We start from the raw sequence: 24,527 nt of genomic DNA on the forward strand, positions 1-24,527 counted from the left end.
ACCTCATGAACGACCTCTTCACAACTCTATCACCGATTTTGGGCCTTCATCTCGCCTATGAAGAATCTTTTCCGCCTTCTCTCACTGGTTTTTGGCCTTCATCGACCTCATGAACGACCTCTTCACAACCATCTCCCCGATTTCGGTCCTTCATCTCGATTATGTGGTGGATAAAGAAGGGGTGCGCTCATTAGGGCCGATTAGATTGCAAATCAAATGCATTTAATGTACGAACAGAGTGAGATGTATGTAGTCGTAAGTTTGAAGCTTCCATTAAGATCGTTTTTTGCTTTTTCACAAAAGTGGCCAGTTTAGTTAAGATACATTGTTTGCAAATATGCCTGAAGTGACGTTAAAAAAGTAGAATCCCCATGTATAGATGATTCTTTTGTACTCTCAATCGTTTTATTGCTTTTATCGGCGTAAAACCAAACATGCGGAATACTCACGACTAAACGGTGAAGGAGTTTCATAACCGCCCGATCTGCTGCATCTGCTGGCCGGACAGCAGCATGCTATGGGTTTTTTGCAGTTCTAATCGTTTTGGAACTGAATGGAAACTCATCGCTGTTATTTCTTTAAAGTGCCATTGAAATGAAGAAAATCCTCATTTTTGCTTTATCAGTAAGCTCTCAAACATCATTAGATAGCTTGAGAGCAGGTTATTTGAATGACGCAAACAAACACCCATTCATATGAATGGGTGTTCACTTTTCAAATACGATGCCAAAGTGATCGGAGGAAGCTCCACTTGCCTGATTACACTTAAACTGAGTTCGCCTGTCCATTCTATGATGGTTTCCGGTTTAGGGCGGATATCTAACGATGGACCCCTCGGAGTTTCTGTGTGTTTCCAATGCATGATTCCTATCTTTCCTCCATCTCTTAAGAGGGACATTGCATTTTTCATTAATGCAAGAGGTTCTTCACAATGAAGGATGTTAAACAGAGACACATAATCAGCGCCTTTTAACGAATCATCCTGTAATTGTGATATATCTCCATTGATTAACCTGATGTTCTCGATGGAAGCGTCTGAAACTCGTTTCTGACACAATTCCAGATACCAGTTGTCGATATCCACACCAATTGCAACACCAGATATGATCCGTGAAGCAGGAATGAGGAATGTGCCATATCCACAGCCTATATCTATGAATTTCTTAATATCCTTAGTAATATCCAATGACTTTAATACCAATTGTGTATCGAAAAATCCTTCCCAGGTGTCATCGCTGGGCATGCCTGATTGTCTGTATTTCATATGCGTTGCCCCTATGCTGATAATAAAACAATATCTTTTATGAAATCTGAATATGTCAATATCTTATTTACATTGGGTGCTATTGTTGAAGAAAAGTTGCAAACTGGGTGACTTTTTCTTCAGCAATAAAGTGACAGCAGCTGAATAATACAAAGGAACGTATGCAAGCTCCTCTCCTTTTGAAGGTATCGAAAAATACGGAGTGTGATCCCACTTTTTTATTTATCGCAATGTGTTCAAGTGCCCGATTGCCACAGGCTTACTTCCTAATACATAAACACAAGGACCAAGGGTTTGAAATCCTGAAATTAGCGAATATTTGGAAAGAATTGGCCTTATACTTTCAAAGAAGAAGCAAATTTATTAGCTCTTTAGCATTGACTAAAAATAGTTTATAGGTGTAAACTACATACATCAAATGGTTTATCCCTATAAACTATATTCGGGAATGAGGTGAACTTAATGAGCAGAGAGAATTTATATCAAGCTGTAAATCTTTTTGGTGACGTATTATTCGAGGGCGTAGAAATGATAAACAAAGAAATTAACTTAGATATCTTGAAGCACATATCTAGAGAACAGATAGATTTACTCAACATATTAAAGAAAAAGGGTGCCTGTTCTCCCGGGAGTCTTGCTGTGTCGCAAGGTGTTCATAAAAGTGCCATTTCAAACAGGTTAACCAAGTTACTTAATAAAGGTTTGATCGAATGCGATGAAACTTCATCTATTGCAGATAAACGCTCCAAGCTTGTTAGGCTTACTGTCCAAGGGGAAAAGACCTTACAGGAAATAGAAACTGCCATTTTTCAAAAAGTCGAAACGCTACTGGCTGATATTGAAGATGAAAAAATAGATACTTTCATTGATATCTTCACTACAGTTAAAGAGAAGCTGAAGGAGAAAGGAGACACCAAAGAATGAGGTTCATCGTAAAATTTAAATGGGTCATTGCTGCTTTAATAGTAGCTTTAACTGTTACCTTATTTATGTTAGCTCCAAACTTAACGAAACTTGCTAATGAAAAAGGGCAGACTCAGCTTCCAGATAGTGCTTCCTCCTCAAGAGCTGCTCAGATTCTAAAGGATGCGGGTTTGGACGATAATACAATAAGTGTGGTGCTTACACTCGACAAGGCGCTGAATAATGACACAGAGAAGCAGCTACAAGATGTAATCACTGACATGAAGGATATCAAGGGTGTACAGGGTATCACAACCCCTCTGTCACAAGACGAGAAGATCCGCGACCAGCTGATGTCAAAAGATAGGAAAACCATCCTTATACCAGTGACGGTTACGGGTTCAGACGAACAGGTGGAAAAAATAGCTGATGAAATATATGAGGCGGTACCAGATAACATAATTGCCTATGTTACTGGATCTTCTCTCATTAATCAGGATTTTGGACATAGTTCTGAGGAAGGGTTAAAGAAAACAGAATTAATTACAATTGTGTTGATTTTAGGGTTATTGCTATTAGTCTTTCGATCTATAGTGACTCCATTTGTTCCGCTTATCGCTGTTGGTGTCACATACTTATTAAGTCAATCGGTGCTTGCATTTTTAGTGGAAAAAATGGATTTCCCGATCTCAACCTTTACACAAACCTTCCTGGTTGCCATTCTATTTGGGATAGGAACGGATTATTGTATCCTTCTTTTAACTCGATTCCGTGAAGAATTGGCGAACGGCCATAATAAGGTAGAGGCAACCATTATTGCTTACCGTACTGCCGGTAGAACATTATTTATCAGCGGAGTTGCAGTACTGATCGGGTTTGCTGCTATAGGCTTCGCTGAGTTCGCAATCTTCCAGTCTGCCGTTGGGGTGGCAGTGGGAGTCGGTGTACTCATTCTCATTCTGTTTACCTTGCTGCCGCTGTTCATGGTGACATTAGGTGAGAAGCTGTTCTGGCCATCCAAGAAAGCGGCATCTCATAGCGACAACAAACTTTGGGCATTTCTGGGTAAACACTCCGTTTCCCGTCCATTATTATTTTTAATCATTACGGCCATTATTACTGTGCCGTTTATCCTGACATATGATAAACAGGTTTCGTTCGACAATACCGAAGAAATCAGCAGTGAATATAAGTCTATTAAAGGGTTGAATGCAATAAGAGACGCTATGGGTGAAGGAAAAGCCTTCCCTGTGAATATAGTGATTAAAGGAGATAAAGACTTAACAACAGCCGACACAATTCCTTATCTAGGAAACATAAGCAGGGCCATTGAAAAGGTAGATAATGTTGATTCAGTATTGACGATTACTCAACCGACAGGTGAAAGAATAAAAGATTTATATATTGATTCCCAATTAGGGGCCATGTCCAAGGGGATCAATGATGCTGTAAAAGGTTTAGGGGACGTTCAAACCGGTCTGAAACAGGTGGAAGACGGATTGAGTCAGATCGCCAAACAAACAGGGGCAGCTGCGGGTGGATCTTCCGGAAATCCGCTGTCAGAAGCAACAAATGGCCTTGGCCAAATCAATAACGGTTTACAGTTAGTAAGCCGGCAGCTTGCACATACTGGTAATGTACAACAAACGGTTCCTCAACTAAACGCCATTAGCGGACAGTTGAAACAAGTGCAATCAGGTTTGGAGCAGGCAGGTACAGAACTTGCCAAACAACAACAGCAAGTTGGAGCACTAACCGAGAATCTTAACAAACTTTCTCAAGGAGTAGCGAGTGCCGATCATGGAATTGCCAAAATATCAGAAGGTCTCACGAAAGCTACTGATATGCTGAACAAAATGAGTGATAGCACAACAATCAATGAAACTGGTATTTACATTCCACCTGATGCTCTGAAAGAAGAGGGATTCAAGCAAGCCATTGATACTTATTCCTTTGCAGAAGGTAAAGGGGTAACTTTGAATGTGGTACTTGGTGTAAATCCTTATTCGGAGGAAGCGATCGAAACAGTAGATAAGATTAAAAAAGCTGTCGCCAGTGAAGTACTGGGTACTCCTTTCGAAAAAGCGGAAATTGCGTATGGCGGGGTCTCCAGTTCAAATGCAGATTTAAAATCAATTTCTACCACAGACCTGACACGGACTATGATTATTATGATGACCGGGCTATTTGTGGTTCTGACCATCCTATTCCGCTCAATGATCATGCCTATTTATATGATTGCATCCTTATTACTGACGTACTACACAGCGATGTCTATCTCAGAGTTAGTTTTCGTTAATGGTATGGAATACAGCGGTATTAGCTGGGCAGTGCCTTTCTTTAGTTTTGTAATACTGGTAGCATTGGGAATTGACTATTCAATCTTCTTGCTTGACCGTTTCAATGAAGAGGTTAAAGTCGGCATCGTACCAGGAATGGTGACGGCAATGACTAAAATGGGCTCTGTAATCATAACAGCATCCATCATCCTGGCAGGAACCTTCGCAGCTATGATCCCTTCAGGAGTGCTTACACTTGTCCAAGTAGCAACAGTAATCATCATTGGTTTACTGTTATATGGCCTTGTAATCTTGCCGCTTTTAGTTCCGGCAATCGTTGTTACGCTAGGGGAAGGTAACTGGTGGCCATTCGGAAGAAAGAAAACAGAATAACATTCCGGAACTAAATAAAAAACCAAAGAGGAATACAATCCTCCTTGGTTTTTTTGCTGTGCTCACTGATGCGGCATGTTATTGAAGGAGAACTCGCCGTTTTTGTAATATTTTCCTTTGTCATTAAATTAAGTCGAGTAAGAATGTTTATAGGCTTTTTTTGATGTGCAAACGGCGAGGGCAGTCTGAGAACGATGAAGAAATAGAAGAAATAGATGAAATTTGGTTGAAGTAATATTGGCGGGTGATCATAGCGTTAATTGGAATGTGTTCCCGAAATAAAAGATTTTTTAAGATCCGTACGGAGATTGGCATATCATACATGACGGGATAATGGGTTTATCCAGAGGCCTGCATAAAAGAAATGAGACTCCGTCTCTTTGATCTTATAATGTAGCGGATAGAATCATGAACGAAGAGCGGCATTTTCATCATTAGCTTAGTTTCTCTAGAAACGATTTGCTTGTAGAAACCTGGTCTTCTCTTAACCCGTGCATGATGAGAGGGCGTTCATAACCAACAGACTTCAATAGCGACAAGTAATGCCTGTAATCAAGATTGCCCTGGCCCGCGGCCACAAAATCATCCTGTTCAATGGACAAATCCTTTGCATGGGCCAAAATGATATCTTCTCCTAAGAGGTCAAAAGCCTCATCCAGGATAGGGTTCATCCGGTGGATTCGATGGATTGGAATCAGGTTCGCACCATCCATAATAATTTTAAGATGCTTAGACTGGAACGTATCCAACATTGACCTTGCTTTGCTTGCCGTATTGATAACGTTTGAAAGTTCCGGTTCAATGCCGAGAACAATATCGTATTTCTCAGCAATCTTCAGGGCCTTCTCCATGGTTTGCAGTAAGTCATCCCATGCTTTCTGTGAATTATTTTCAGGATGGAATTTCCACATGTCGTTTGCATCCCTGCTGCCCGTACAAAGGGTAATGATGTTCGTTCCAATACATTCACAGATGTAGGCCAGATTCTCTAATCCAACTAGTCCCTTGCCACGTTCGTGGATGCTGGGATGAATCATGTTAAATGTTCCCGACAGAGCTGCTACATGAACATTCGAAGTACTAAAAACGTTCTGCAGTTTTCGTATGGTTGCTCGTTCCATTTTTGCGGGCAGTGTCGGCAAGTTGGCACAGGCCATATTAAATTGAACGGTATGAATGTCATAATCCTGAATAGCCTGGATCACATCCATCACATTATTCCGGCTGAAGGTTTTAGCAAATATACCAATTTCCATCATACTGCTCCTTTTACTTCTGATAGGTGGATGCGTCGGCCAGATTCTACGGACCTGGCAATGGCGACCATCGCTTTCATGTTGGCGATTCCGTCATGGACGGTGGCCCCGTGCATCGGTTCATTATGTAAAATGGTGTTGGCAAAGCCCTCCAGCTGCCGGCGATAAAAATGTCCGTCTGAAGCTAATGGGCGATGAAATTGATTGTCTTTCGTTGAAAAGATATCCACATCACTCGATTTGAATAACCAGGGGTTATAGGTTTTGCCGACAACACTTCCGTGTTCCCCGTAAATTTGAAAACCTTCGTGCCAATCCATCCTGATTCCTACCGTGAGATCTAATTGTCCGAAACTTCCATTTTCAAATTCAACCGTCGCCAGCCAGTTGTGGGCCCCGAACCTTTCCGTATGGTGGGCCTGGGCACTTACGATATTTCCCCCAAAAAAACGTGCGGTATCTACTAAATGGCTTCCATGTGCCAGCATATAATATTGTTTTTTGTCTGCCTTAATATTATGCTTAGGTCTTATCGCATGATGGCTCCTTTCGATAATCGGCATGACATTATCGGTAACCGTATACCGTTGAAAGTTGTCACCATACCAGGCCTTCAGAGCCAGGAGTTCTCCGAGCTCATGTTGGACAAATTCCCTCGCAGTGGCAATCCCTTCGTCAAACCTTTTCATATTCCCCACTTGCAGGACCAGCCCTGTTTCTTTTACGACTTTTTCTAATTCCAGACATTCTTCAATGGCAATGCCTAATGGTTTTTCTACTAAAACATGTTTGCCAGCCTGCAGTGCCCTGATGGCCGCATTCACGTGAAAGTGGTCAGATATCCCGATAATGACGGCATCTATCTCCTCATTTTGAAGCATTTCATCGTAATCTGAATATGAAAACTTCGGTCTATGGATTTCTGATACCCTTGCAAGCAAATCCTCTGCTCCGTCACACAATGCATACAATTCTACATTTTTCCCTTTTCTGCAGGAATCAATATGGGCAGCCTGGGAAATCGCACCGCATCCAAGGATGCCGATTCTTATTTTTTCTTGTTTCATCTTGTTTTCCTCCGTTTTTAGATTTTGAAGCAATGATACAATGAAAAATGAGAAGTATCAAGAATAATATCCGCGTTTATACTTGTAATTTTGGTTGTTTTGGGATAAAAAAGGTATAATACAAGAAAAATCAAGAAAAAAGGAAGATTATAACGGCATGCTACGAGAAGAAAGGCAAAGAAAGATATTGGATACTTTGGACAACGAGGGAAAAGTGGTCGCGAAAGAATTGAGTTTACGATGGAATGTCTCAGAGGATACGATCCGCAGGGACTTGAGGGAAATGGATTCCAAGGGCCTATTACAGCGGGTTCATGGCGGGGCATTCCCTGTGGCTACTGGATCTGTCATCCATTCAGTAAGAACCGGGGAGAATGTAGAGATCAAGAAAGCTCTGGCTGAAAAAGGGGTCAAGCTGATCAAAGACGGGCAGGTCATTATCTTGGATGGCGGTACAACAAATCTGTTCCTTGCTAAAGAGATTCCCCTTGATTTCAAGGGGACGATTATCACCAATAGCCCCGTTATATGTATCGAGCTGGCAAATCATCCTCATATCGATATTGTGATGTTAGGCGGGACCTTTTTTAAGGAATCGTTGATAAACATAGGGATTGAAGTAGTGGAAAAGCTGAAAAGCATAAGAGCTGACCTTTGTTTTCTGGGTATTTATTCTTTACATCCTGATTTCGGATTGAGTATCCCCAATCTGGAAGAGTCGTATGTGAAGCAGCAAATGATAAAAAGTTCGAACAAGGTTGCGTGCCTTATAACCCGAACTAAACTCAATACCATTTCAAATTATATTGTGGGTCCTGTTTCTGATCTGGACTACTTAATTACTGTTGAGGACATATCGGATTTGCACTTTACTACTTATAAGGAAATGGATATTGAACTAATGTAACGAACCTTCGATAAAAAAATTAGTAAAAGGCAAATCATTGAATGGGGGGAGCTGATCGTTTGGACAGCTTTTTCTATTGGGCTAAAGGGGCAGTTTAGCGGAGAAGAGGAAGGGGCAAAAAAGACAGATACTCAACAGTAGAAGAATTTTTCTTAGCCTGGGAATCAGAAATAATGTTATCTTGAACCAGAGAATTGTGAACGAGTGTATTTAGGTTAACGGGTGCGTTGATTGGCAGGATTACACCTTTTTATCAGCCTTCCGGGTTGCCTAACAAGGGATAAAATCATACAGATAAGTCGCTTCCATAGTGGCTTTTTTATTTTGCTAAAGGGGCAGGTTAGCTGAAGAAGGATTTTCCTCTGTAAAGCAGAATAATTTAATCTGACATAATCTATGAATAAAGGAATTATAACTATGGATAGACAAAGAACACTTTTCTATGGATTTATAATAGGATTCACTTTATTAATTTCACCAATACCAAGTGTACTGTATTGGATGGATGATATAGAAGAAATATATCGTTACTTGGGCTTAATCATCTCCTGCCTGTGTGGTATTCCATTAATTATTGATGCTTTCAAGGTCCTTTTGAAAGATGTACAAGAGAAATAAATGCTGCCGTTGTGGCAGCTTTTCTTATTGAAGAAAAAGTCCTTCTTTTTCCATATTCTTTATTTAGTATTACTAATTGTTCTCAATATTCTTGTAGTAGGAATGTAACGCAACCAAGAAAATATCCGTCTATGAAAATAGGAGGAATGTTCATGAAAAAAACCATATTGCGAGTCGGACTGGTTGGTTTGATTCTTTTTGGACTATACATAGGTGAGGGGCTGCTTCAGGGAGAACCACCACAACCCGCTGTGAAGGCAGATGGGAAATTCATACGGGTATATCTTGGGTCGTATTGCTGGAATTCCATGCTTAACGGAAGGTGCGTCGATACCATCGGTCCAGTTGGAATAATCCAACACCACCAAGCTAAGCCCATGTCGATATCTCCAGGAACTACAATCACATTGGAATACGGGAAGAAGCCCAACAAGGGCAGCGTGGGAGCGAACCGTTGGAGTCCGGATAATGAAAGCGAAACAGTCTCCCTAAAAGGGAACTCCTTTACAGCACCAAATGAAAAAGGGACTTATGTATACGATGTCTCTGCAAGTTGGGAAAAGGGCAGTGCAAGCCATGTGTTTGTCGTAAAAGTAAAATGAAGCATCACAATTCCGTAATGTTCAACAGCGGGCACAGTGCCGATGTAGTTAAGGAAGGTCCTTCTTGTTCCACTAACGGGGCAGCATTCCTGTAATGAATGAAAATGGAGTTTGAACAAAAAAATAACCTCTTGGTAGAATGAGAGGGTCCTGAAGCTCGGCCAGCGGAAAGGACAAATCTCATATACCAGGAGGCTTTACAATGAATTATAACCAAAATAAGAAGATTGCTCAAATTACTTCCCAAACCTTGATTATAGGGGTGGATATTGCAAAATTCAAGCACGTGGCACGTGCCCAGGACTTTAGGGGAATGGAATTTGGATCGCCCTGTTATTTTGAAAATACAAGACAAGGGTTCGAGCATTTCCTTAATTGGATGTTGGAGATCAAGAAAGAACAAGGCATGGATCATGTGATGGTGGGGATGGAGCCTACAGGTCATTATTGGTTCAATTTGGCTCACATATTAAAAGAAAATGAAATAAAATTGGTAGCTGTGAATCCCTTGCACGTGAAGAAAAGCAAGGAGCTTGATGATAATTCTCCCACTAAAAATGACGTGAAGGACGCTAAAGTCATTGCCCAACTGGTCAAAGACGGGAGGTTCGCAGAACCTACAATTCCACAGGGAGTTTATGCCGAACTACGGGTGGCAAAGAAGATACGGGACCTTTTGACAGAGGATCTTCAGACAGTCCAAGGTCAGGTTCATAACTGGATTGACCGGTACTTTCCTGAATTTCTGACGGTCTTTAAGAAGTGGGAGGGCAAGGCAGCGTTACAATTCCTAAAGCTCGATGCGTTACCGCATGAGATAGTTGATTTCTCCGACGAAGAATTGCTTTCTCATCTTAGAAAAGCCGTAACCAGGAGTGTAGGTCTGAATAAGATTCAGGAATTAAAGCAGGCTGCGAAGAAGTCCATCGGACTTCGTCAAGGCTCTGAAATGGCAAAACTGGAACTGAAAACGCTTCTGGCTAAATATGAGTTAATACAGGTGAAATTCGAAGAATTGGACGCACAGATAGATAGTTTACTTGAGGAAATACCGGGTGTACCGCAAATGTTGGCGATAAAGGGTGTTGGCAGGGACACGGTCGCCGGTTTCTTTGCCGAAGTAGGTGATCTTAGCGAATACTCTCATCCCCGACAGATTATCAAGCTGGCCGGCTTGAGTTTGAAAGAAAATACTTCTGGTAAGCACAAGGGGAAAACGACGATTACAAAGAGGGGACGTAAAAAGCTCCGGGCCCTGTTGTTCCGGGTTTGTATGGTTCTCGTAGCCAAAAACTCAGCGTTTCATTCATTACATGTGTACTATACGCAACGTCCTGATAACCCTTTAAAGAAGATGCAGTCCCTTATTGCATTGTGTAATAAATTGATCCGAATTTTCTTTGGAATAGGGAAAAAGCAATTTGATTTTAGTGAAGACAAGATGTTAAAAGACATCCCTCATCAGTCAATATCCAAGAAGACAGAAATGGCCGCTTAAGACTTTTTTCGTTAGGGAAATAGTAGATGTTGTTTTATTGATTTGGGGACATTTGAAGCACGGATTAGTCGGCAAAGCAACTAAATTAAGGGCGAAGACCCTGTGGGGCAGCATGGCCGACATCCACCTCATGGAAAGGTTGGACGAAGGAATTTGAGAGCGAAGACTCTGTGAGGCATGGGAGGGTTGACCTCCATGAGAAATGTGGACATCCGCCAGTGCAATCATATTTTGGATCATCCACCAATAAATGTAATTGGTTGGTTAGTGGGTTATAACTCTTTTTCCTTTAGAGGTCCAATTATATCCTTTTAAGTGATAAATCCCCAACTACAAAAATATTACCGACAAGTAGATAACTATGAAAACCTAAGAATACTGGAGAAATCGGAAGATTTTCGTTTCTTTATTGAGGGAGGTTAGTTAAATACCCAGGTGGTATATAATCTTGTTTCTAATTTCATGTTGGAGGTTATCATGAAGGAAATAATAAATCAATTTAATACTGAAATCACTAGAAAAATTGATTTAAACTATCTTGTTTTCTTGCCTGAAGATTATGAGAGTGTGGATAACAAACAATATCCATTACTAGTCTTTCTCCATGGGGCTGGCGAACGGGGAAATGACATTGAAAAAGTAAAAAATTACGGGATACCAGAAATCCTTTCCCACGCAGATTTGCCATTCATTCTAATTTGCCCCCAGTGTCCAGATGGTACCGTATGGTCTCTTGAAATTGATGCTCTAAGTAAATTATTGGAAGAAATCAAACGGTTGTATAAAATAGATGATAGGAAGGTATTTCTAAGTGGGTTAAGTATGAGAGGCTACGGCACTTGGGATTTCGCAATGAAATTTCCAGACAAATTAACTGCAATAGCCCCTATCTGTGGTGGAGCCATAATGCCAGAGAAAATATGTACACTTAAGGACTTGCCTGTATGGGCATTTCATGGGGAGAAAGATAAATCTGTTCCAATAGAAAATACAAAACGGCTTGTGAGTGCATTAGAAAAGATCGGTGGAAATGTTAGATATACATATTATCCTGAAATTGGTCATAACTGTTGGGGGGCAGCTTATAAGAATCCTAATCTCTTTAGGTGGCTTCTTGAACAAACCAAATAATTTTCATGTGGAGCATTACAACCTCGTAATGCTTTTTTTATTAGTGGGCTAAATCTATTGGTTCAGCACCTTAAAGAGGCAGTTTAGTTGAAGAAACACCCTCCAAATGTACTCATGAAAATGTTAATATTTATCATGTGTGTAAAAAAAGTGAAAACGGAGTAAATTGTATGAAGAGATTACTATATAGTTTCGTGGTTTTGTTATTATTAGCTGGTTGCCAAGGGGCAGACAGTAATGATAAAAAAGAGAATTTAGTAGAAAATAAAACTAATGAAAATGAAGGAGAATCTATGTTTACGATAGACAATTATACAAACACAATAACAAATAATCTTGAATTAAACTCTGAAATGCTAATACAAAAATTAACTGAAATACGGAGTTTGAAGATTTATTCCGAAGTGGAGTTGTTAGATTTTTCAGCATTTATGGAACCTACAAGATATGAATTATCAATCGTAATGTATTCGATGGATAAAGAGGCTAATGAAGTCTTTTATGAAGGTGACGATCCAAAGATGTTCGCGGGGAGTATGAATGTACTACAGGAGATAGTATATTACCAAGAATCAACTGACCAAATGGATAAGTTCCTTGAATTTTATGAACAGAATGATGAAGAAATTGTTATTGCAGAACAAGAAACCGTAAAAAAATGGTTTTTAGATTGCTGGGAAAAAGCGAATGGACAGGACTTTAAATTGCCTTCTTATTTATCTTTTCACGATGAATATAAATCATATGATTTAAAGAATAATAAATGGATTTCAGAAGACGAAATGTGGTCTTATTAAAAAATAACCATTACTTCACTAACGAGTGCTTTGATCCAAGTGTGATTAAGGCACTTTTTTGTTGAATTGGTTATTGTGCCAACGGGGCAGGTCAGTTGAACAAGATCAATGATACACTGCATAAATGTGTAGTTATTTTATTTAATAGCCGGAAATTAAGTTTTGAACGGTTTTTCGATGTCCCCATATCATAAATTTCAAAATGAAATACCGATGAAAAAAATCCTCGAAATTACGTGATTAATCCTTCCGCAGCAGATTCAGGATTTCTCTTTGTTCAAAGTTTTAACAGGAAACAGCACTGGCCATCGAGAATACTATCCTATAGCTCTTGGTAACTCCTTACCCCTGGTACATCCTGGAAACGAACATCCAGATTGAAAGGAATGGTAGATAAAAACAGAATAAAACGGCTGCGGGAAAGCAGGCAGGCAATAAAGGGGATAATTGAATGCTAAATAATATGGCACAGTTTACTCAAACCATCCAGCAAAACGGGGGTGGGCACATCCTGTATTTTTCCAACTGCGAGGGGGAATATGTGGCCAATGCGGCAGACTATATTGTAACCGGCATTAAGAACGGACACCATATCGTATTCGTGGAAAATGACCGGATTATCTTAAAAATCGCAGAAAAGCTATTCCGCCGTCTGACGGTTCAGGAGCTAAAGCGGATCCAATTCATCAATAATTTCGATTTTTATTTTTCCAATGGCAATTTTCATCCTGTGACGATCTTTAATCATTTCTTTGACACCTTGGACCCCTATTATGAACAAGGATTGAGTCTTCGGTTATGGGGGCATGTGGAGTGGGGGCCACAAAATGAAATCGAGCGGACGCTCGAGAGCTTTGAACGCGAGGTGGACCAGCTGATGCCCGACATGGAGGTAATCGCCGTATGTGCTTATGAATCAGACCGGCTCTCTTATAAGCTGAAGAAAGAATTGATGAAGTGTCACGGCTATTTAATGACCGACCACTATGCGTTACTCATCCCAGAAATGGAGCTGGCTTCTGCGGTAGAGGACGCTATGGATTGGACGCCGGAAAAATGAGGGCTTAAGCCTTCTTTTTTTCTGTCTTCTAAAACGAAAGCCGCGTACTTATTACAGCCAAACTCATATTCTTCTGATGTTTCCGGGTTAACAACCGGCATTTCTACAACGAATAAAGAGAGTCGCCATTGGCACTTTTTCTTGTTGTACTAAAGGGGCAGGTTAGTATGGCCGTTATCGGGAAATGTTTTGGTTTAGTGACGAGATGAAGTGGATTATATATGCTTCTGGCTCTATTACTTAGATGGTAAATATTTGATAAATAGAATAATGGGCAATGGGAAAAATAGCTTGGGTTACATTTTTTCCCAAGCTCTTCTATACAAAGATATGAAGAATTTCCTTCATATTTGAACGACTTGTATCATAATTTTTGTGACGTAATGTTCCTTATCATTCATTACAACTGTGTCATAAATATACTCTTCAAAAGCATAATCACCTAAGGCTAAATTTAAACGTTTCATCTCTGAAAGAAGTCGCTTATATGTTTTATGTATTGATTTCTCATCCCCGATATGATATCCAATGAGAAACTCACCTTTCACCGCCTGAAAATACGGATACCCCACCTTAGGATGCGGCTGCTCAATATATAAAAAGCTGTAATTAGAGAATTCTCCCTTCATTACGTGCTCCCGCTTTGTAATTCCACCTATTGGATATCCTGAATCAAGATGAGATATATTCAATTCATTAATAAAATCTGAAATAACTTCTACAAATTCTTCATCACTTATATTTTCAATGTTTCTACTTAGATATAGTGTTGCTTCCGGTAATTGTTTAAGCGTAATTTGTTTGAAATCCAGGTGAGATGCTTCTTCCATTAATGCTATTTTTGCATCAATCATTCTTTCCTTCATTTCAATCTCCTTACGCTTTTTCACAATCTCTTCTTTTTTTTGATGCATTAATGATAAAAAACTTTCAGGCGATTTATTTTGTGTATATTGTTGAATATCGTTTAGCGACATACCTAGGTCCTTTAATAAATCAATAACAAAGAATAGCTCTATTTGGTGAATTGAATAATAACGATAACCTTTTTCATTTTTCCATAGGGGAGACAAAAGTCCAATTTGATCATAATAAAAGAGCGTCTGTTTGTTTACCTTACAAAGCTTCGCAAATTCCCCAGTAGTTAAATACTTGCCATTTTTTTATCCATTTTTTACAGCACCACCCTTGACTATATAGTTACTATATACACTAGGATGGTTATTGTAAATAAATGAAAAATACAAATTAGTTTAAGGGAATTTGTTTATTAAGGGAGAATGTAAAAGATGAAGGCTCATAAAGTCACCTTAGGGTTATTATTAATGAATTTATTCATAGCCTTTTTGGGAATTGGTCTTGTAATTCCAGTATTACCTACGCTGATGAATGAACTAGGCATTACTGGAACAACAATTGGTTATTTAACAGCAGCGTTTGCATTTGCTCAATTGATTGCTTCACCGTTTGCGGGGAAAGCGGCAGATAAATTCGGCAGAAAAATTATGATTGTCATTGGCTTATTTATTTTCGGTATCTCTGAATTTTTATTTGGGATCGGCAGAGAAATCGAAATGCTATTTATTTCTCGTATTTTGGGTGGAATTAGTGCTTCGTTCATTATGCCAGCTGTTACAGCGTTTATTGCTGATATTACAAATTTGGATACTCGCCCGAAAGCGCTAGGATATATGTCAGCTGCAATTAGTACAGGATTTATAATTGGTCCAGGTATTGGTGGATTTTTAGCGGAATTTGGAACACGTATACCATTCTTGTTTGCAGGCGGATTTGGTACCATAGCTGCTATACTTTCAATTATCTTATTAAAAGAGCCTGATCGTAGAGATGATAGTAATGGACAAGTCTCAGATGGTACAATTGGCCTCAAACGGATTATTGCCCCTAAGTATTTCCTTGCGTTTATTTTAATTTTTATTGCCTCATTTGGTTTAGCAGCTTTTGAATCGTTTTTTAGTCTATTTGTGGACCATAAATTTCAATTTAAACCATCCGATATAGCCATTGTGATCACGGGTGGTGCCATTTTTGGTGCACTTTCACAAGTCATATTATTTGATCGGCTTACAAAAATTTGGGGTGAAATTAAACTGATTCGATATAGCTTACTATTATCAGCCATTCTAGTCTTTTTAATGACTGTTGTTCATTCCTATTTCTCTATTTTACTTGTTACATTTATTGTGTTTGTAGGCTTCGATATATTCCGGCCAGCAGTTACCTCATACCTTTCAAATATTGCTGGGAACGAACAAGGTTTCGTGGGTGGAATGAACTCTATGTTTACAAGTTTAGCGAACATCAGCGGACCAATTCTAGGGGGGGTATTATTTGATATAGATATTAACTACCCTTACTACTTTGCGACAATGATACTCTCTGTGGGAATAGTTATTACATTGTTCTGGAGGAAGGAAGCAAGTGATTCTTTAAACGAAGTGAAGACAAGTGGAGCCAATTAAGCAAATTGAAATAATGACGGAAATTGTGAACCATGTACTTAAACAGCGGGGACGCTGATCCATGAAGGATTAACGTCCCTTTTTTATTGAATTCCTCTTATTGAGCTAAAAGGGGCATGTTAGTGGAAGAAGAGTTGAGTGAAATTTAACAATATTATTCAAGGTTATCCTAGTGATGGATTGCTTTATGTAAAAATAATGCGATTTATGAAAGGGATTTTTCAATGACAGCTCATCATTTTATCGCTACATTAAAACCTATTCCTGAATATCACTCAAGTGAAAATAATTATCCATTTTTAAATGGTGAAGCATATAAGGAAAGTTTGCCGTTTACCCTTCCTTATGTGTATGAACTTGGAGGAGAAGACATTGAATTTATAACATTTTTGGATTCAATTATGGATATAGGGGACGTTGTAGAATTATATATATTTGAAGAAGGACGACAAGGTTATTCCTTATCGCATAATAATCCAGAAGAGGCGAGAACGATCAATCTCTTAAAAAAAACTTACAAAGACCAGTACGGTGAATATCAATTTGATTCAAAGAAATGGAAAGAAGAGCTTTCCAGACGCACTATTGCATCAAAGCGAAGTGTGACCACCTTCGTCAAATATTAGTTGTTATTGAAGCAACTTGTGCGTTGATCCAGCAAGGATTATCGCTTTTTTTGGTGAATTCCTTATTGAACAAACGAAGCAGGTTAGTTGAACAAGGATTGACAATATTCATGTTGTTTTTGTCTCTTCATCAAATGGATAATCTCACGCATTTTGTTGCTTGCCCAGATTTTGCAATAAAAAAGCTCCGAATAAGCGGAGCTGAATTTTCTTTGGTTTTTTGCATATGTTTTTTACGACATCACCATCGGAAATTGATAGAGCTTGTTCACGATTCCTGTTTCGTTTGGAATAGGAATCTAATGGAGAATACAGTGCCCTTATTCAGCTTACTCCACACCTGTATATCGCCATTCAGCAGCTTCACTAATTTCTTTACAATGGATAGACCGAGCCCTGTTCCTCCAAAACTTCTGGAACGGGATTTATCTACCCTGTAAAACCGTTCAAAGATGTATTCCAGGTCTTCTGTAGGGATACCCACACCAGCATCCTGCACTTCCATGCACAATTGCTGCTGCTCCATCCAGCATCTGATCGTGATACTGCCATTCATTTTGTTATACATGATCGCATTTTCCACCAAGTTTAAAATGATTTGCTCGATACGCAGACCGTCCGTAAACTGTAAAGGCATATTCGGTTCCAGCTCTTGATAGATGGTGACGCCTTTTTCCTTTGCCTTTAGCGAGCTCTTCTGTATACAGTCTTCCAGGATCTCTCCAATGTTTACCCATTCATATGTAAGTTCAATCCGTCCTTCCTCAATCTTGGAAAGTTCAAATAAGTCATTCATTAACGTTGTCAGTCGCTGCGACTCATCCTGCAAGATGGATAAATACAATCTCTTTTCTTCTTCATTGCCATACAGCCCATCATTTAAAACCTGGGCATACCCTTTAATGTAGGAAATGGGGGTGCGAAGTTCGTGAGATATATTAGCAAAAAACTCCTTCTGGTTGTTACGGTGCGTTTCCAATTCCCGACCCAAGTCATTGATTGCTGTACCTAGCGTACCCAGTTCATCATGGGAAGACACCGTTACCCTTCGTGATAATTTCCCTTTTGCAATTTCCCTCGTCACTCTTTCCATATGAAGTAAAGGGGCTGACAGTTTTTTGGAGGCGAAGTAGGTGAACACTAAGGCGACCATCAAGGAAACCAGAACGGAAATCAACAACAGCATTTCCATATTATAGAGGGAATTTTTAATATGACCCACATTGGCAATCGCATAAATGCCCCCTGCCAATTCATCTTTGTGCATGAAGGGCTCGCCAGATATTAAATAGGTTACGCTCGTATTTGGATTGCGGTATTCCGTCCGGATATTATTATAACTGAATACAGGATTTGTCAATATCTTATCTAATCGTGTGCCTTCCGGAAACGCCCTTTGTTCCGTGCTGAACACAAGGGTTCCACGGCTATTGACCATTAAAAATTCTGTATGGGTTAAACTCGCCAATTGCCTAAAGGACTGAAGCGAATCTTCTTCCGACATTTTTGCGAGCATACCGGCATATTGTGACGCTAACTTATCAATTTGATGCTGGGTTTGGTTCAAGTAAAACGCGGAAAACAGGTGGCTGATGGTAAAGAAGAGAGGCAGCAGCACAATCAAAAACAGAATCATGATGGTGCTGCTAAGTTTTAACACAATACTTTTTTTGATCATCTGCCTTCATCCAGTTCATTGAATTTATACCCGACTCCCCACACCGTCTTGATTGGATTATAGGATGGACAGATTTTCTTTACTTTAATTCGTATATTCTTTACATGGGTGTCAACCGTCCGGTCATCCAACACATCATTGATTCCCCATACCATGTCCAGTAATAGGTCCCGTGTAAAAACCCGTTTAGGACTGGTGGCTAATAAGGAAAGTAATTTGAATTCCTTTGGCGTTAGATCTATTTTATGGCCTTTTACTGTGACTTCACGAGCCTCCATTTCAATTTTTAGAAGGCCATGCTTGAAATTCAACACCTTTTCGTGGCTGGGGTCTGATGCATTAACCCTCCTAAGCAGGGCTTTCATCCTCGCAGTCAGTTCCGCCGGTTCGAATGGTTTCACCATGTAATCATCGGCCCCTATATCCAATCCATAGACTTTATCCTTGAGCTCATCCAAGGCTGTCAACATTAGGATAGGGATTTGACTGCGGAGCCGAATTTCCCTACAGATTTCCCAACCGTCCTTCTTTGGCAGCATAATATCCAATATGATAGCTTGTATGTCCTCAATGCTCAAAACCTCAAAGGCTTCCTTCGCATCACTTGCTTCATAGATGGTATACTCACTGCTCAGGTAAATCTTTAATAGATTCCTCATATTCCATTCATCATCTATCACAAGTACATTTTTTCTCATGCATCCGGCTCCTTGGCTCCTAATTTACTTAATTATATCTAATTTTCTGACTATATGGAGAGAATCATACTTTTTCACGCTTGTACAGCTGTTCTTGAGTCAGAGAATAAAAGGGGTACATGAAAAAAGTCCATCTCCAGATGGACCCTCTATTTTATGGCTGTAATTTCTGAGGTTGTATCATTAAATTTAGTGTAAAAATCTGAGCTGAAGAGAGACATAACAATCACATCATGGTATTGGTTTCTTAAGAAAAAATGCTCTTTCAAAATCCCTTCCATGTTGAATCCGTATTTTTCATAAGTGATTTTAGCAGCATGATTATATTCCGCCACCTCTAAATAAATCTTCCTTACATTCAGGTATTCGAAGGCATACCTAAACAGGATATCCATCGCATCAGTGCCAATGCCTTTCCCGCGACGTGATTTTTCTCCTATTGTAATCCCGAAATATGCGGTCTTTGAAATCCAATCAATTTGATTGAGATGGATATAGCCGACCAACGCATCATCTTTTAAATCCTCAATCGCAAATAATACCCTGGTCCGTGATTGGTCATCCAAAATGCTTTCATACCATTTTTCCTCCATAACTTCTGTGACTGGAAATCGATAACCCATGATGTTTTCGATTATTTCTGGCTCATTTCGCCAGTTTAGGGTTAACTCTTTATCCTCTTTCTTAAATGGCCTGAGCCTGCATTTTCCACCAGTGAAACTAAACATGATTCATCCCCTTCACCTAATAGAATTTGTAAATGATATCTACTTACAATTTCAGTGATGGTCTTGATCTGTTCGCTGTTCTTGCTCTAATGGTAAGAATAAAATTTGAAGAAATTATGAAGTTATGGAATTATGATGCCACTTAAGTCTTCATCAGTGAAATAACCCCCAAAAAACGTAACCAAATTACCAAAGGGGGAGAGGCGATGGAAAATCCTTTGAAACTGGCACCTGATGTCCGTCCTCAAGCAGCAGTCTACACTCTCTGGAAAATGATTTTATATTTCTTGAAGTTGGGCACGATTGGATTTGGCGGACCTGTTGCGTTAACAGGATACATGTACAGAGAATAGTGAAGAAAAGGAATTACATTTCGGAAGCCCATTATTAAGATGGCCTTGTGTTATCGCAGCTCGCTCCCGGTCTATTGGAAGCTCAATTCGCCATCTATCTTGGTTATGTGCGGGACACATTCATTCACCCTTAACGGTCTTTAACAAGGACCTTTTGGTTCTTGTTCTTTTTAAATGAAACTAAAAACTAAGTTAATGGGTCCGATGAATCAGGAAGGAATTTATGCATAGTTTCCTGAATTTCTTATTATGCTAACGGGGCATAAGAAAATAATGACCGCTTCGTCATTCTTTTTCTTTGCACACGTAAAGGTACAGTTTAAGGAAGCCTCAGAATTCACTTGTGTTCGTTGTGAATTTTAATCTACAGTATAAAGAACGCTAGCCGAAAATGATTAATGTTCCTATACTGATGGGATAAGACTCGTAAGTGGCGAATCTGGAAATTCCAAATAAAACAATTTCTGATAATGAAAGCCCTTCTAAGTAAGGCTGAACGATACGATGACGAAGGTCCGGCGTGGTGTTTTAATATAGAGTTGGAGCCGGAGGAGAACAATAGAAGTTAACAATATCTCTTACAGCAACCGAATATTGATTCCATCTTCCTCCGAAAAATCTATAACCATAAATTCTTGATTCCCCGACAGGCGTTAAAAAAAACCAGAAATTGTCTCCGTTTCTAAGCCACAAATAGGTGAATCGATAAATACAATTTTGAAGCCCCCGGGTATTCTGGGCATAGAGTGGCAATTGTCGTGTATATTCCAAAATTCGAGGTTCACTCCTATTGAAATTAGACTGATAACCAGTTTATGCTTGGGGTCAAATCTTGGAATGGGTTTATGCCTAATAGCCCGCCTAAGTTTTCAAATATGAAGGAAGAAGCTTTTGTTTAAGGGTTGGGAAAGCTCTTTTAATAGCTCGTGATATAGAATGACAGTGGTTTTTTTTTTGGTTAACACCTATTGATTAGAAGAATTACAAAGGCTGGATTTAAAAGAAGTTAAGCTTCCATTTGAATGGTACGAAACTTGGTTAAAGGAATTAATTGAAGAGGAATAATCATTGGTTATTGAACAAACGGTGGGTGTTCCAGGAAGGATTTCTACACTTTTGTTGGGGGCTTTAGAGAAAGATTTGAGTTTTAATTAAGGCGAGCTTTTTTTATGAACGGTGCGTTTAGGAATAAGAAGATGGGTTTTATTGTGAATGAAAAGTCCATTTTATTTGTTGGATGGGGCAAATGCCCTCTAAATTCTAGAATTAAAGACAAATACCCAAGAACATTACCCAAAAACGCATATGCTTTAATGTAAAATAAAAAAGAGGAGGATGAAAATGTTTCCTAATGATAATGCCCATATTCCGACAGATCGAGGGATTGGTTTAGGTGGTCCAGGGTCGGGCTTTGGTTTTTCACCAGGACTTGGCTTAGGTGGACCAGGATCAGGTTTTGGTTTTGGACCAGGACTTGGCTTTGGGGCTCCAGGCTATCCGCACCAACACTACCCTTACTACCCTCATCACCATTATCCGTACCACCATTATCACTATCCTTACTATCATCATCACTACCCGTATCACCACCATCACCCCTACCCTTATTAACATTGATGATAAACCCGTTAAATAAGGTTCGGATTCAAAATAAGGAAACCTCGCCAATAATGTGGCGAGGTTTGCTACTTTATATGATAATTACGACTCCAAAAAGATTGTCAATTGTTCGTTTTTTTAGAATTGTACTTAAAAACGGAACCCTCTAGGCATGTAATCTGCTTATTTATGATGTTTTTTGACTTGTGTGGAGGCTTTCTGCCATCATCAAGTCATTCTTGTATGCAGCCATCGCCAGTTCATACCTCACCTTTTTGCCCGCTTCCAGGAAATGCGCTTCGTTGACAAGACCCGATAATGAATATCGGTGACCTCTGAAATCCACGTTCAGTTCGGTGATTTCGTTAAATTTGAAACGCTCCACTGGGACGCCGTTCTCATCCTTCAAGAGGAATTCACTGTAGGTTTCGTTACATGTTTGTGCCACTTCCTCCATTACCTTGAAGGCATCGTCCGGATTTTGCCTATAATGGAGCACCAGGCTTTCGTTCACCCGGCGCCTTCCCCGGTTCCCATTTTGAAGCTCTATGATGCTGCTATATGAGACTGAATAAAGGTATCCGTCATATTGGCGGATCTTCAGGTGACGCATGCTGATTTCCTCGATTTTCCCCTCGCGGTTTCCATTGATGATGACATAATCTCCGTGGTGGATCTGGCGCTCAAATAAGTAGGTCAGCCCCATTATGTAATCGCGGATGATATGCTGAAGGATTAATGCCAACGCACCTGCCACCACCACAGAACCAGTGACAAGCTTTGCCAGGTCGAAGAAATGGCTAAGCACATAAATAAAGAAGAACACCAGTCCCAATACCTTTGTCACCTGGTTGGAGAAATGCATCAATGTCTCTTCCCGCTTTTCATCCAAGAAGCTTGTCTTGTCAAAGAAAAGCTTGATGGATTTGCGGATTAAATAAACCGTGAATATAATGAGCAGTGCCACGGTTAAAATTTTTACTGGAAACTGCTGGAACAGTACAGAGAAAACCATTCTAATCCCCCCACTTTTTTACGCTATATCAAAGGAATGCGGATAAGGAGAAAAAACTCTCCTTTCTCAACAAACATTAACGATAGCATGGTTTAATAAAAAAAAGAAGCCTTATCCGTGCTTCTTGAGGAATGATTATTAGCCAATAAGCAGCTTTTCTTTTTCGACTAAAGGGGCGGTAAGTTTAAGAACAATTTCTAAATAGGATGAACTGAATTCGATAAATTCCTTTAATGAAGTAAATTTGTAAAGCTAAGGGGAGCAGTGATGAACGAGTTAATGTAAGCCGCCATAAAAGAATTGGAAGAAGAAAAAGGCACACATATATGCTATATGTTCGGCAATCCAACAGCATATATTTATAGAAATAATAAATAGTGCTTGAGTGCCTAAACTGGAGCTGCTAAATTGTCAGCTCTTTTTTCTTGTTCTGCTAATGGGGCGGGCTAGTTGAGCAAGGACTCTGGAGTTGAGGAGCCAAACCTGCGACTCTTGATCATAAAATATAGTCACTATTCACGAGTATTGGTAAATGAACGAAGCCGGCCTGGGCACAGTTATGCTTTTTATCGGTTTCTTAAGGTATACTAAGATAGAGAATAAGCAATAAAGGTGTGATTTTTTGTCTGAAGTAGTAGTTCCAATCAAAAAGCAGCATCGTAAATTATCAGCGTTACAAGTGGTCCGGAGAATGATCTTCCTTACTATTGGTGCATTATTCATGGCAACAGGACTGGAAATCTTTTTGGTGCCCAATCATGTTATCGATGGTGGCGTAACCGGTATTTCCATCATGCTGTCCCATATCACAGGATGGAAACTTGGAATTTTCCTATTCCTTTTAAATTTACCTTTCGTCTATCTGGGTTACAAACAGTTCGGGAAAACATTTGCCCTCTCCACGATATATGGAATCATCATGCTTTCTATTTTTGCCACCTTCTTTCACCCCATACCACCATTCACCGAAGACCTCCTTCTCGCTACAATTTTCGGCGGCATATTTATTGGTGTAGGCGTAGGGCTCGTGATTCGCAACGGTGGGGCCCTAGACGGTACAGAAGTGCTTTCCATCGTGATAACACGAAAGACCCCCCTTTCCCTCGGTCAGATTATCATGTTTATTAATGTATTCATACTGGGTTCGGCAGGATTTGTGTACTCATGGGACCGGGCTATGTATTCGATACTTGCCTATGTTGTGGCAGCCAAAGCCATCGATATTGTCGTGGCAGGAATGGAAGGTTCCAAATCTGTCTGGATCATCAGTGACGAAGCAACAGAAATAGGAAACGCCATTACCAACCGGCTGGGCAGAGGGGTGACTTACCTGGCCGGCGAGGGAGCCTTTACGGGAAATGATAAAAAAGTGATTTTTTGCGTCATTACCCGCCTGGAAGAATCAAAACTAACAGGCATTATCGAGGATATTGATCCTTCGGCATTCCTGGCGATTGGAGACATATCGGAAGTCCGCGGGGGACGGTTTAAAAAGAAAAACATTCACTAAGAAAAGCCAGCAAAAGTGCTGGTTTTTTTATTGAACAAATATCCTAAGTAGAAAGGGATCAC

21 protein-coding genes and 1 pseudogene are annotated in these 24,527 nt (G+C 39.8%); 14 read left to right on the top strand and 8 right to left on the bottom strand.

What is annotated here, in order from left to right; translation table 11 throughout:
- Positions 1 to 691: 691 nt before the first annotated feature.
- Positions 692 to 1,264: a class I SAM-dependent methyltransferase gene (locus V1500_RS07235; RefSeq protein WP_409304905.1), complete on the bottom strand. Its 573-nt coding sequence runs from the start codon at positions 1,262 to 1,264 to the stop codon at positions 692 to 694.
- A gap of 462 nt (positions 1,265 to 1,726) precedes the next feature.
- On the opposite strand from V1500_RS07235, the gene V1500_RS07240 reads away from it, so the two are divergent.
- Positions 1,727 to 2,188, top strand: a complete 462-nt coding sequence (locus V1500_RS07240) for a MarR family winged helix-turn-helix transcriptional regulator (protein WP_409304906.1) — start codon at positions 1,727 to 1,729, stop codon at positions 2,186 to 2,188.
- Positions 2,185 to 4,839, top strand: coding sequence for an MMPL family transporter (locus V1500_RS07245; RefSeq protein WP_409304907.1), 2,655 nt, complete (start codon positions 2,185 to 2,187; stop codon positions 4,837 to 4,839). Before V1500_RS07240 ends, V1500_RS07245 begins: the two co-directional genes overlap by 4 nt.
- Positions 4,840 to 5,273: 434 nt before the next feature.
- Here the strand turns inward: V1500_RS07245 and V1500_RS07250 are convergent, their stop codons facing one another.
- Entirely contained in the window at positions 5,274 to 6,098 is an 825-nt protein-coding gene (locus tag V1500_RS07250; RefSeq protein ID WP_409304908.1) for a sugar phosphate isomerase/epimerase family protein, read from the bottom strand.
- Positions 6,095 to 7,162: a Gfo/Idh/MocA family protein gene (locus V1500_RS07255; protein WP_409304909.1), complete on the bottom strand. Its 1,068-nt coding sequence runs from the start codon at positions 7,160 to 7,162 to the stop codon at positions 6,095 to 6,097. The genes V1500_RS07250 and V1500_RS07255 overlap by 4 nt, the downstream gene beginning before the upstream one ends.
- A gap of 157 nt (positions 7,163 to 7,319) precedes the next feature.
- On the opposite strand from V1500_RS07255, the gene V1500_RS07260 reads away from it, so the two are divergent.
- The 7 genes from V1500_RS07260 (at position 7,320) to V1500_RS07290 (ending at position 13,775) form a co-directional block, all read left to right on the top strand.
- Positions 7,320 to 8,069, top strand: coding sequence for a DeoR/GlpR family DNA-binding transcription regulator (locus V1500_RS07260; RefSeq protein ID WP_409304910.1), 750 nt, complete (start codon positions 7,320 to 7,322; stop codon positions 8,067 to 8,069).
- A gap of 417 nt (positions 8,070 to 8,486) precedes the next feature.
- Complete coding sequence (locus V1500_RS07265; RefSeq protein WP_409304911.1) at positions 8,487 to 8,687, top strand: hypothetical protein; 201 nt, start codon at positions 8,487 to 8,489, stop codon at positions 8,685 to 8,687.
- Positions 8,688 to 8,839: 152 nt separating this feature from the next.
- Positions 8,840 to 9,289, top strand: coding sequence for a hypothetical protein (locus tag V1500_RS07270; protein WP_409304912.1), 450 nt, complete (start codon positions 8,840 to 8,842; stop codon positions 9,287 to 9,289).
- Between the two features lie 202 nt (positions 9,290 to 9,491).
- Entirely contained in the window at positions 9,492 to 10,787 is a 1,296-nt protein-coding gene (locus V1500_RS07275) for an IS110 family transposase (RefSeq protein ID WP_409303922.1), read from the top strand.
- Between the two features lie 477 nt (positions 10,788 to 11,264).
- Positions 11,265 to 11,918: a dienelactone hydrolase family protein gene (locus V1500_RS07280; RefSeq protein WP_409304913.1), complete on the top strand. Its 654-nt coding sequence runs from the start codon at positions 11,265 to 11,267 to the stop codon at positions 11,916 to 11,918.
- Positions 11,919 to 12,088: 170 nt separating this feature from the next.
- On the top strand, positions 12,089 to 12,715 hold the full coding sequence (locus tag V1500_RS07285; protein WP_409304914.1) for a hypothetical protein: 627 nt from the start codon (positions 12,089 to 12,091) through the stop codon (positions 12,713 to 12,715).
- A 451-nt stretch (positions 12,716 to 13,166) separates the two neighbouring features.
- Positions 13,167 to 13,775 (top strand): MEDS domain-containing protein, encoded by a 609-nt coding sequence (locus tag V1500_RS07290; protein WP_409304915.1) that lies wholly within the window; start codon positions 13,167 to 13,169, stop codon positions 13,773 to 13,775.
- Between the two features lie 344 nt (positions 13,776 to 14,119).
- Here the strand turns inward: V1500_RS07290 and V1500_RS07295 are convergent.
- Positions 14,120 to 14,938, bottom strand: a pseudogene (locus V1500_RS07295) (MerR family transcriptional regulator); the annotation flags it as partial.
- Between the two features lie 126 nt (positions 14,939 to 15,064).
- Here V1500_RS07295 and norA point away from each other — a divergent pair.
- Both norA and V1500_RS07305 read left to right on the top strand, forming a co-directional pair.
- Positions 15,065 to 16,258, top strand: a complete 1,194-nt coding sequence (gene norA, locus V1500_RS07300) for a multidrug efflux MFS transporter NorA (protein WP_409304916.1) — start codon at positions 15,065 to 15,067, stop codon at positions 16,256 to 16,258.
- Positions 16,259 to 16,482: 224 nt separating this feature from the next.
- Positions 16,483 to 16,884 (top strand): hypothetical protein, encoded by a 402-nt coding sequence (locus V1500_RS07305; RefSeq protein ID WP_409304917.1) that lies wholly within the window; start codon positions 16,483 to 16,485, stop codon positions 16,882 to 16,884.
- A 268-nt stretch (positions 16,885 to 17,152) separates the two neighbouring features.
- On the opposite strand, the gene V1500_RS07310 is transcribed toward V1500_RS07305, so the two are convergent.
- From V1500_RS07310 to V1500_RS07320, 3 genes are all read right to left on the bottom strand, one after another.
- Positions 17,153 to 18,562 carry a sensor histidine kinase gene (locus V1500_RS07310; RefSeq protein ID WP_409304918.1) on the bottom strand — a complete coding sequence of 470 codons (1,410 nt, stop codon included), beginning with the start codon at positions 18,560 to 18,562 and terminating at the stop codon, positions 17,153 to 17,155.
- Positions 18,559 to 19,260 (bottom strand): response regulator transcription factor, encoded by a 702-nt coding sequence (locus tag V1500_RS07315; RefSeq protein ID WP_409304919.1) that lies wholly within the window; start codon positions 19,258 to 19,260, stop codon positions 18,559 to 18,561. The genes V1500_RS07310 and V1500_RS07315 overlap by 4 nt, the downstream gene beginning before the upstream one ends.
- A gap of 149 nt (positions 19,261 to 19,409) precedes the next feature.
- A complete protein-coding gene (locus V1500_RS07320; protein WP_409304920.1) occupies positions 19,410 to 19,988 on the bottom strand; it encodes a GNAT family N-acetyltransferase in 579 nt (192 codons plus the stop codon).
- 206 nt (positions 19,989 to 20,194) lie between these two features.
- Between V1500_RS07320 and V1500_RS07325 the strand changes: the two genes are divergently transcribed.
- Positions 20,195 to 20,341, top strand: a complete 147-nt coding sequence (locus tag V1500_RS07325) for a hypothetical protein (RefSeq protein ID WP_409304921.1) — start codon at positions 20,195 to 20,197, stop codon at positions 20,339 to 20,341.
- Between the two features lie 1,341 nt (positions 20,342 to 21,682).
- Positions 21,683 to 21,952, top strand: coding sequence for a hypothetical protein (locus V1500_RS07330; RefSeq protein WP_409304922.1), 270 nt, complete (start codon positions 21,683 to 21,685; stop codon positions 21,950 to 21,952).
- A 175-nt stretch (positions 21,953 to 22,127) separates the two neighbouring features.
- Here V1500_RS07330 and V1500_RS07335 read toward each other — a convergent pair whose 3' ends face one another.
- Positions 22,128 to 22,955, bottom strand: coding sequence for a mechanosensitive ion channel family protein (locus tag V1500_RS07335; RefSeq protein WP_409304923.1), 828 nt, complete (start codon positions 22,953 to 22,955; stop codon positions 22,128 to 22,130).
- 691 nt (positions 22,956 to 23,646) lie between these two features.
- On the opposite strand from V1500_RS07335, the gene V1500_RS07340 reads away from it, so the two are divergent.
- Complete coding sequence (locus V1500_RS07340) at positions 23,647 to 24,465, top strand: YitT family protein (RefSeq protein WP_409305941.1); 819 nt, start codon at positions 23,647 to 23,649, stop codon at positions 24,463 to 24,465.
- The last annotated feature ends 62 nt before the right edge of the window (positions 24,466 to 24,527 follow it).

The sequence above is a fragment of the Peribacillus sedimenti genome (assembly GCF_046237635.1).
Taxonomy (GTDB): Bacteria; Bacillota; Bacilli; order Bacillales; family DSM-1321; genus Peribacillus; species Peribacillus sedimenti.

What these genes read in the sequence shown, in the direction of transcription:
- V1500_RS07235 (WP_409304905.1), bottom strand. Translation starts at nt 1,264, where the DNA reads ATGAAATACAGACAATCAGGCATGCCCAGCGATGACACCTGGGAAGGA.
- V1500_RS07240 (WP_409304906.1), top strand. Translation starts at nt 1,727, where the DNA reads ATGAGCAGAGAGAATTTATATCAAGCTGTAAATCTTTTTGGTGACGTA.
- V1500_RS07245 (WP_409304907.1), top strand. Translation starts at nt 2,185, where the DNA reads ATGAGGTTCATCGTAAAATTTAAATGGGTCATTGCTGCTTTAATAGTA.
- V1500_RS07250 (WP_409304908.1), bottom strand. Translation starts at nt 6,098, where the DNA reads ATGATGGAAATTGGTATATTTGCTAAAACCTTCAGCCGGAATAATGTG.
- V1500_RS07255 (WP_409304909.1), bottom strand. Translation starts at nt 7,162, where the DNA reads ATGAAACAAGAAAAAATAAGAATCGGCATCCTTGGATGCGGTGCGATT.
- V1500_RS07260 (WP_409304910.1), top strand. Translation starts at nt 7,320, where the DNA reads ATGCTACGAGAAGAAAGGCAAAGAAAGATATTGGATACTTTGGACAAC.
- V1500_RS07265 (WP_409304911.1), top strand. Translation starts at nt 8,487, where the DNA reads ATGGATAGACAAAGAACACTTTTCTATGGATTTATAATAGGATTCACT.
- V1500_RS07270 (WP_409304912.1), top strand. Translation starts at nt 8,840, where the DNA reads ATGAAAAAAACCATATTGCGAGTCGGACTGGTTGGTTTGATTCTTTTT.
- V1500_RS07275 (WP_409303922.1), top strand. Translation starts at nt 9,492, where the DNA reads ATGAATTATAACCAAAATAAGAAGATTGCTCAAATTACTTCCCAAACC.
- V1500_RS07280 (WP_409304913.1), top strand. Translation starts at nt 11,265, where the DNA reads ATGAAGGAAATAATAAATCAATTTAATACTGAAATCACTAGAAAAATT.
- V1500_RS07285 (WP_409304914.1), top strand. Translation starts at nt 12,089, where the DNA reads ATGAAGAGATTACTATATAGTTTCGTGGTTTTGTTATTATTAGCTGGT.
- V1500_RS07290 (WP_409304915.1), top strand. Translation starts at nt 13,167, where the DNA reads ATGCTAAATAATATGGCACAGTTTACTCAAACCATCCAGCAAAACGGG.
- norA (WP_409304916.1), top strand. Translation starts at nt 15,065, where the DNA reads ATGAAGGCTCATAAAGTCACCTTAGGGTTATTATTAATGAATTTATTC.
- V1500_RS07305 (WP_409304917.1), top strand. Translation starts at nt 16,483, where the DNA reads ATGACAGCTCATCATTTTATCGCTACATTAAAACCTATTCCTGAATAT.
- V1500_RS07310 (WP_409304918.1), bottom strand. Translation starts at nt 18,562, where the DNA reads ATGATCAAAAAAAGTATTGTGTTAAAACTTAGCAGCACCATCATGATT.
- V1500_RS07315 (WP_409304919.1), bottom strand. Translation starts at nt 19,260, where the DNA reads ATGAGAAAAAATGTACTTGTGATAGATGATGAATGGAATATGAGGAAT.
- V1500_RS07320 (WP_409304920.1), bottom strand. Translation starts at nt 19,988, where the DNA reads ATGTTTAGTTTCACTGGTGGAAAATGCAGGCTCAGGCCATTTAAGAAA.
- V1500_RS07325 (WP_409304921.1), top strand. Translation starts at nt 20,195, where the DNA reads ATGGAAAATCCTTTGAAACTGGCACCTGATGTCCGTCCTCAAGCAGCA.
- V1500_RS07330 (WP_409304922.1), top strand. Translation starts at nt 21,683, where the DNA reads ATGTTTCCTAATGATAATGCCCATATTCCGACAGATCGAGGGATTGGT.
- V1500_RS07335 (WP_409304923.1), bottom strand. Translation starts at nt 22,955, where the DNA reads ATGGTTTTCTCTGTACTGTTCCAGCAGTTTCCAGTAAAAATTTTAACC.
- V1500_RS07340 (WP_409305941.1), top strand. Translation starts at nt 23,647, where the DNA reads ATGATCTTCCTTACTATTGGTGCATTATTCATGGCAACAGGACTGGAA.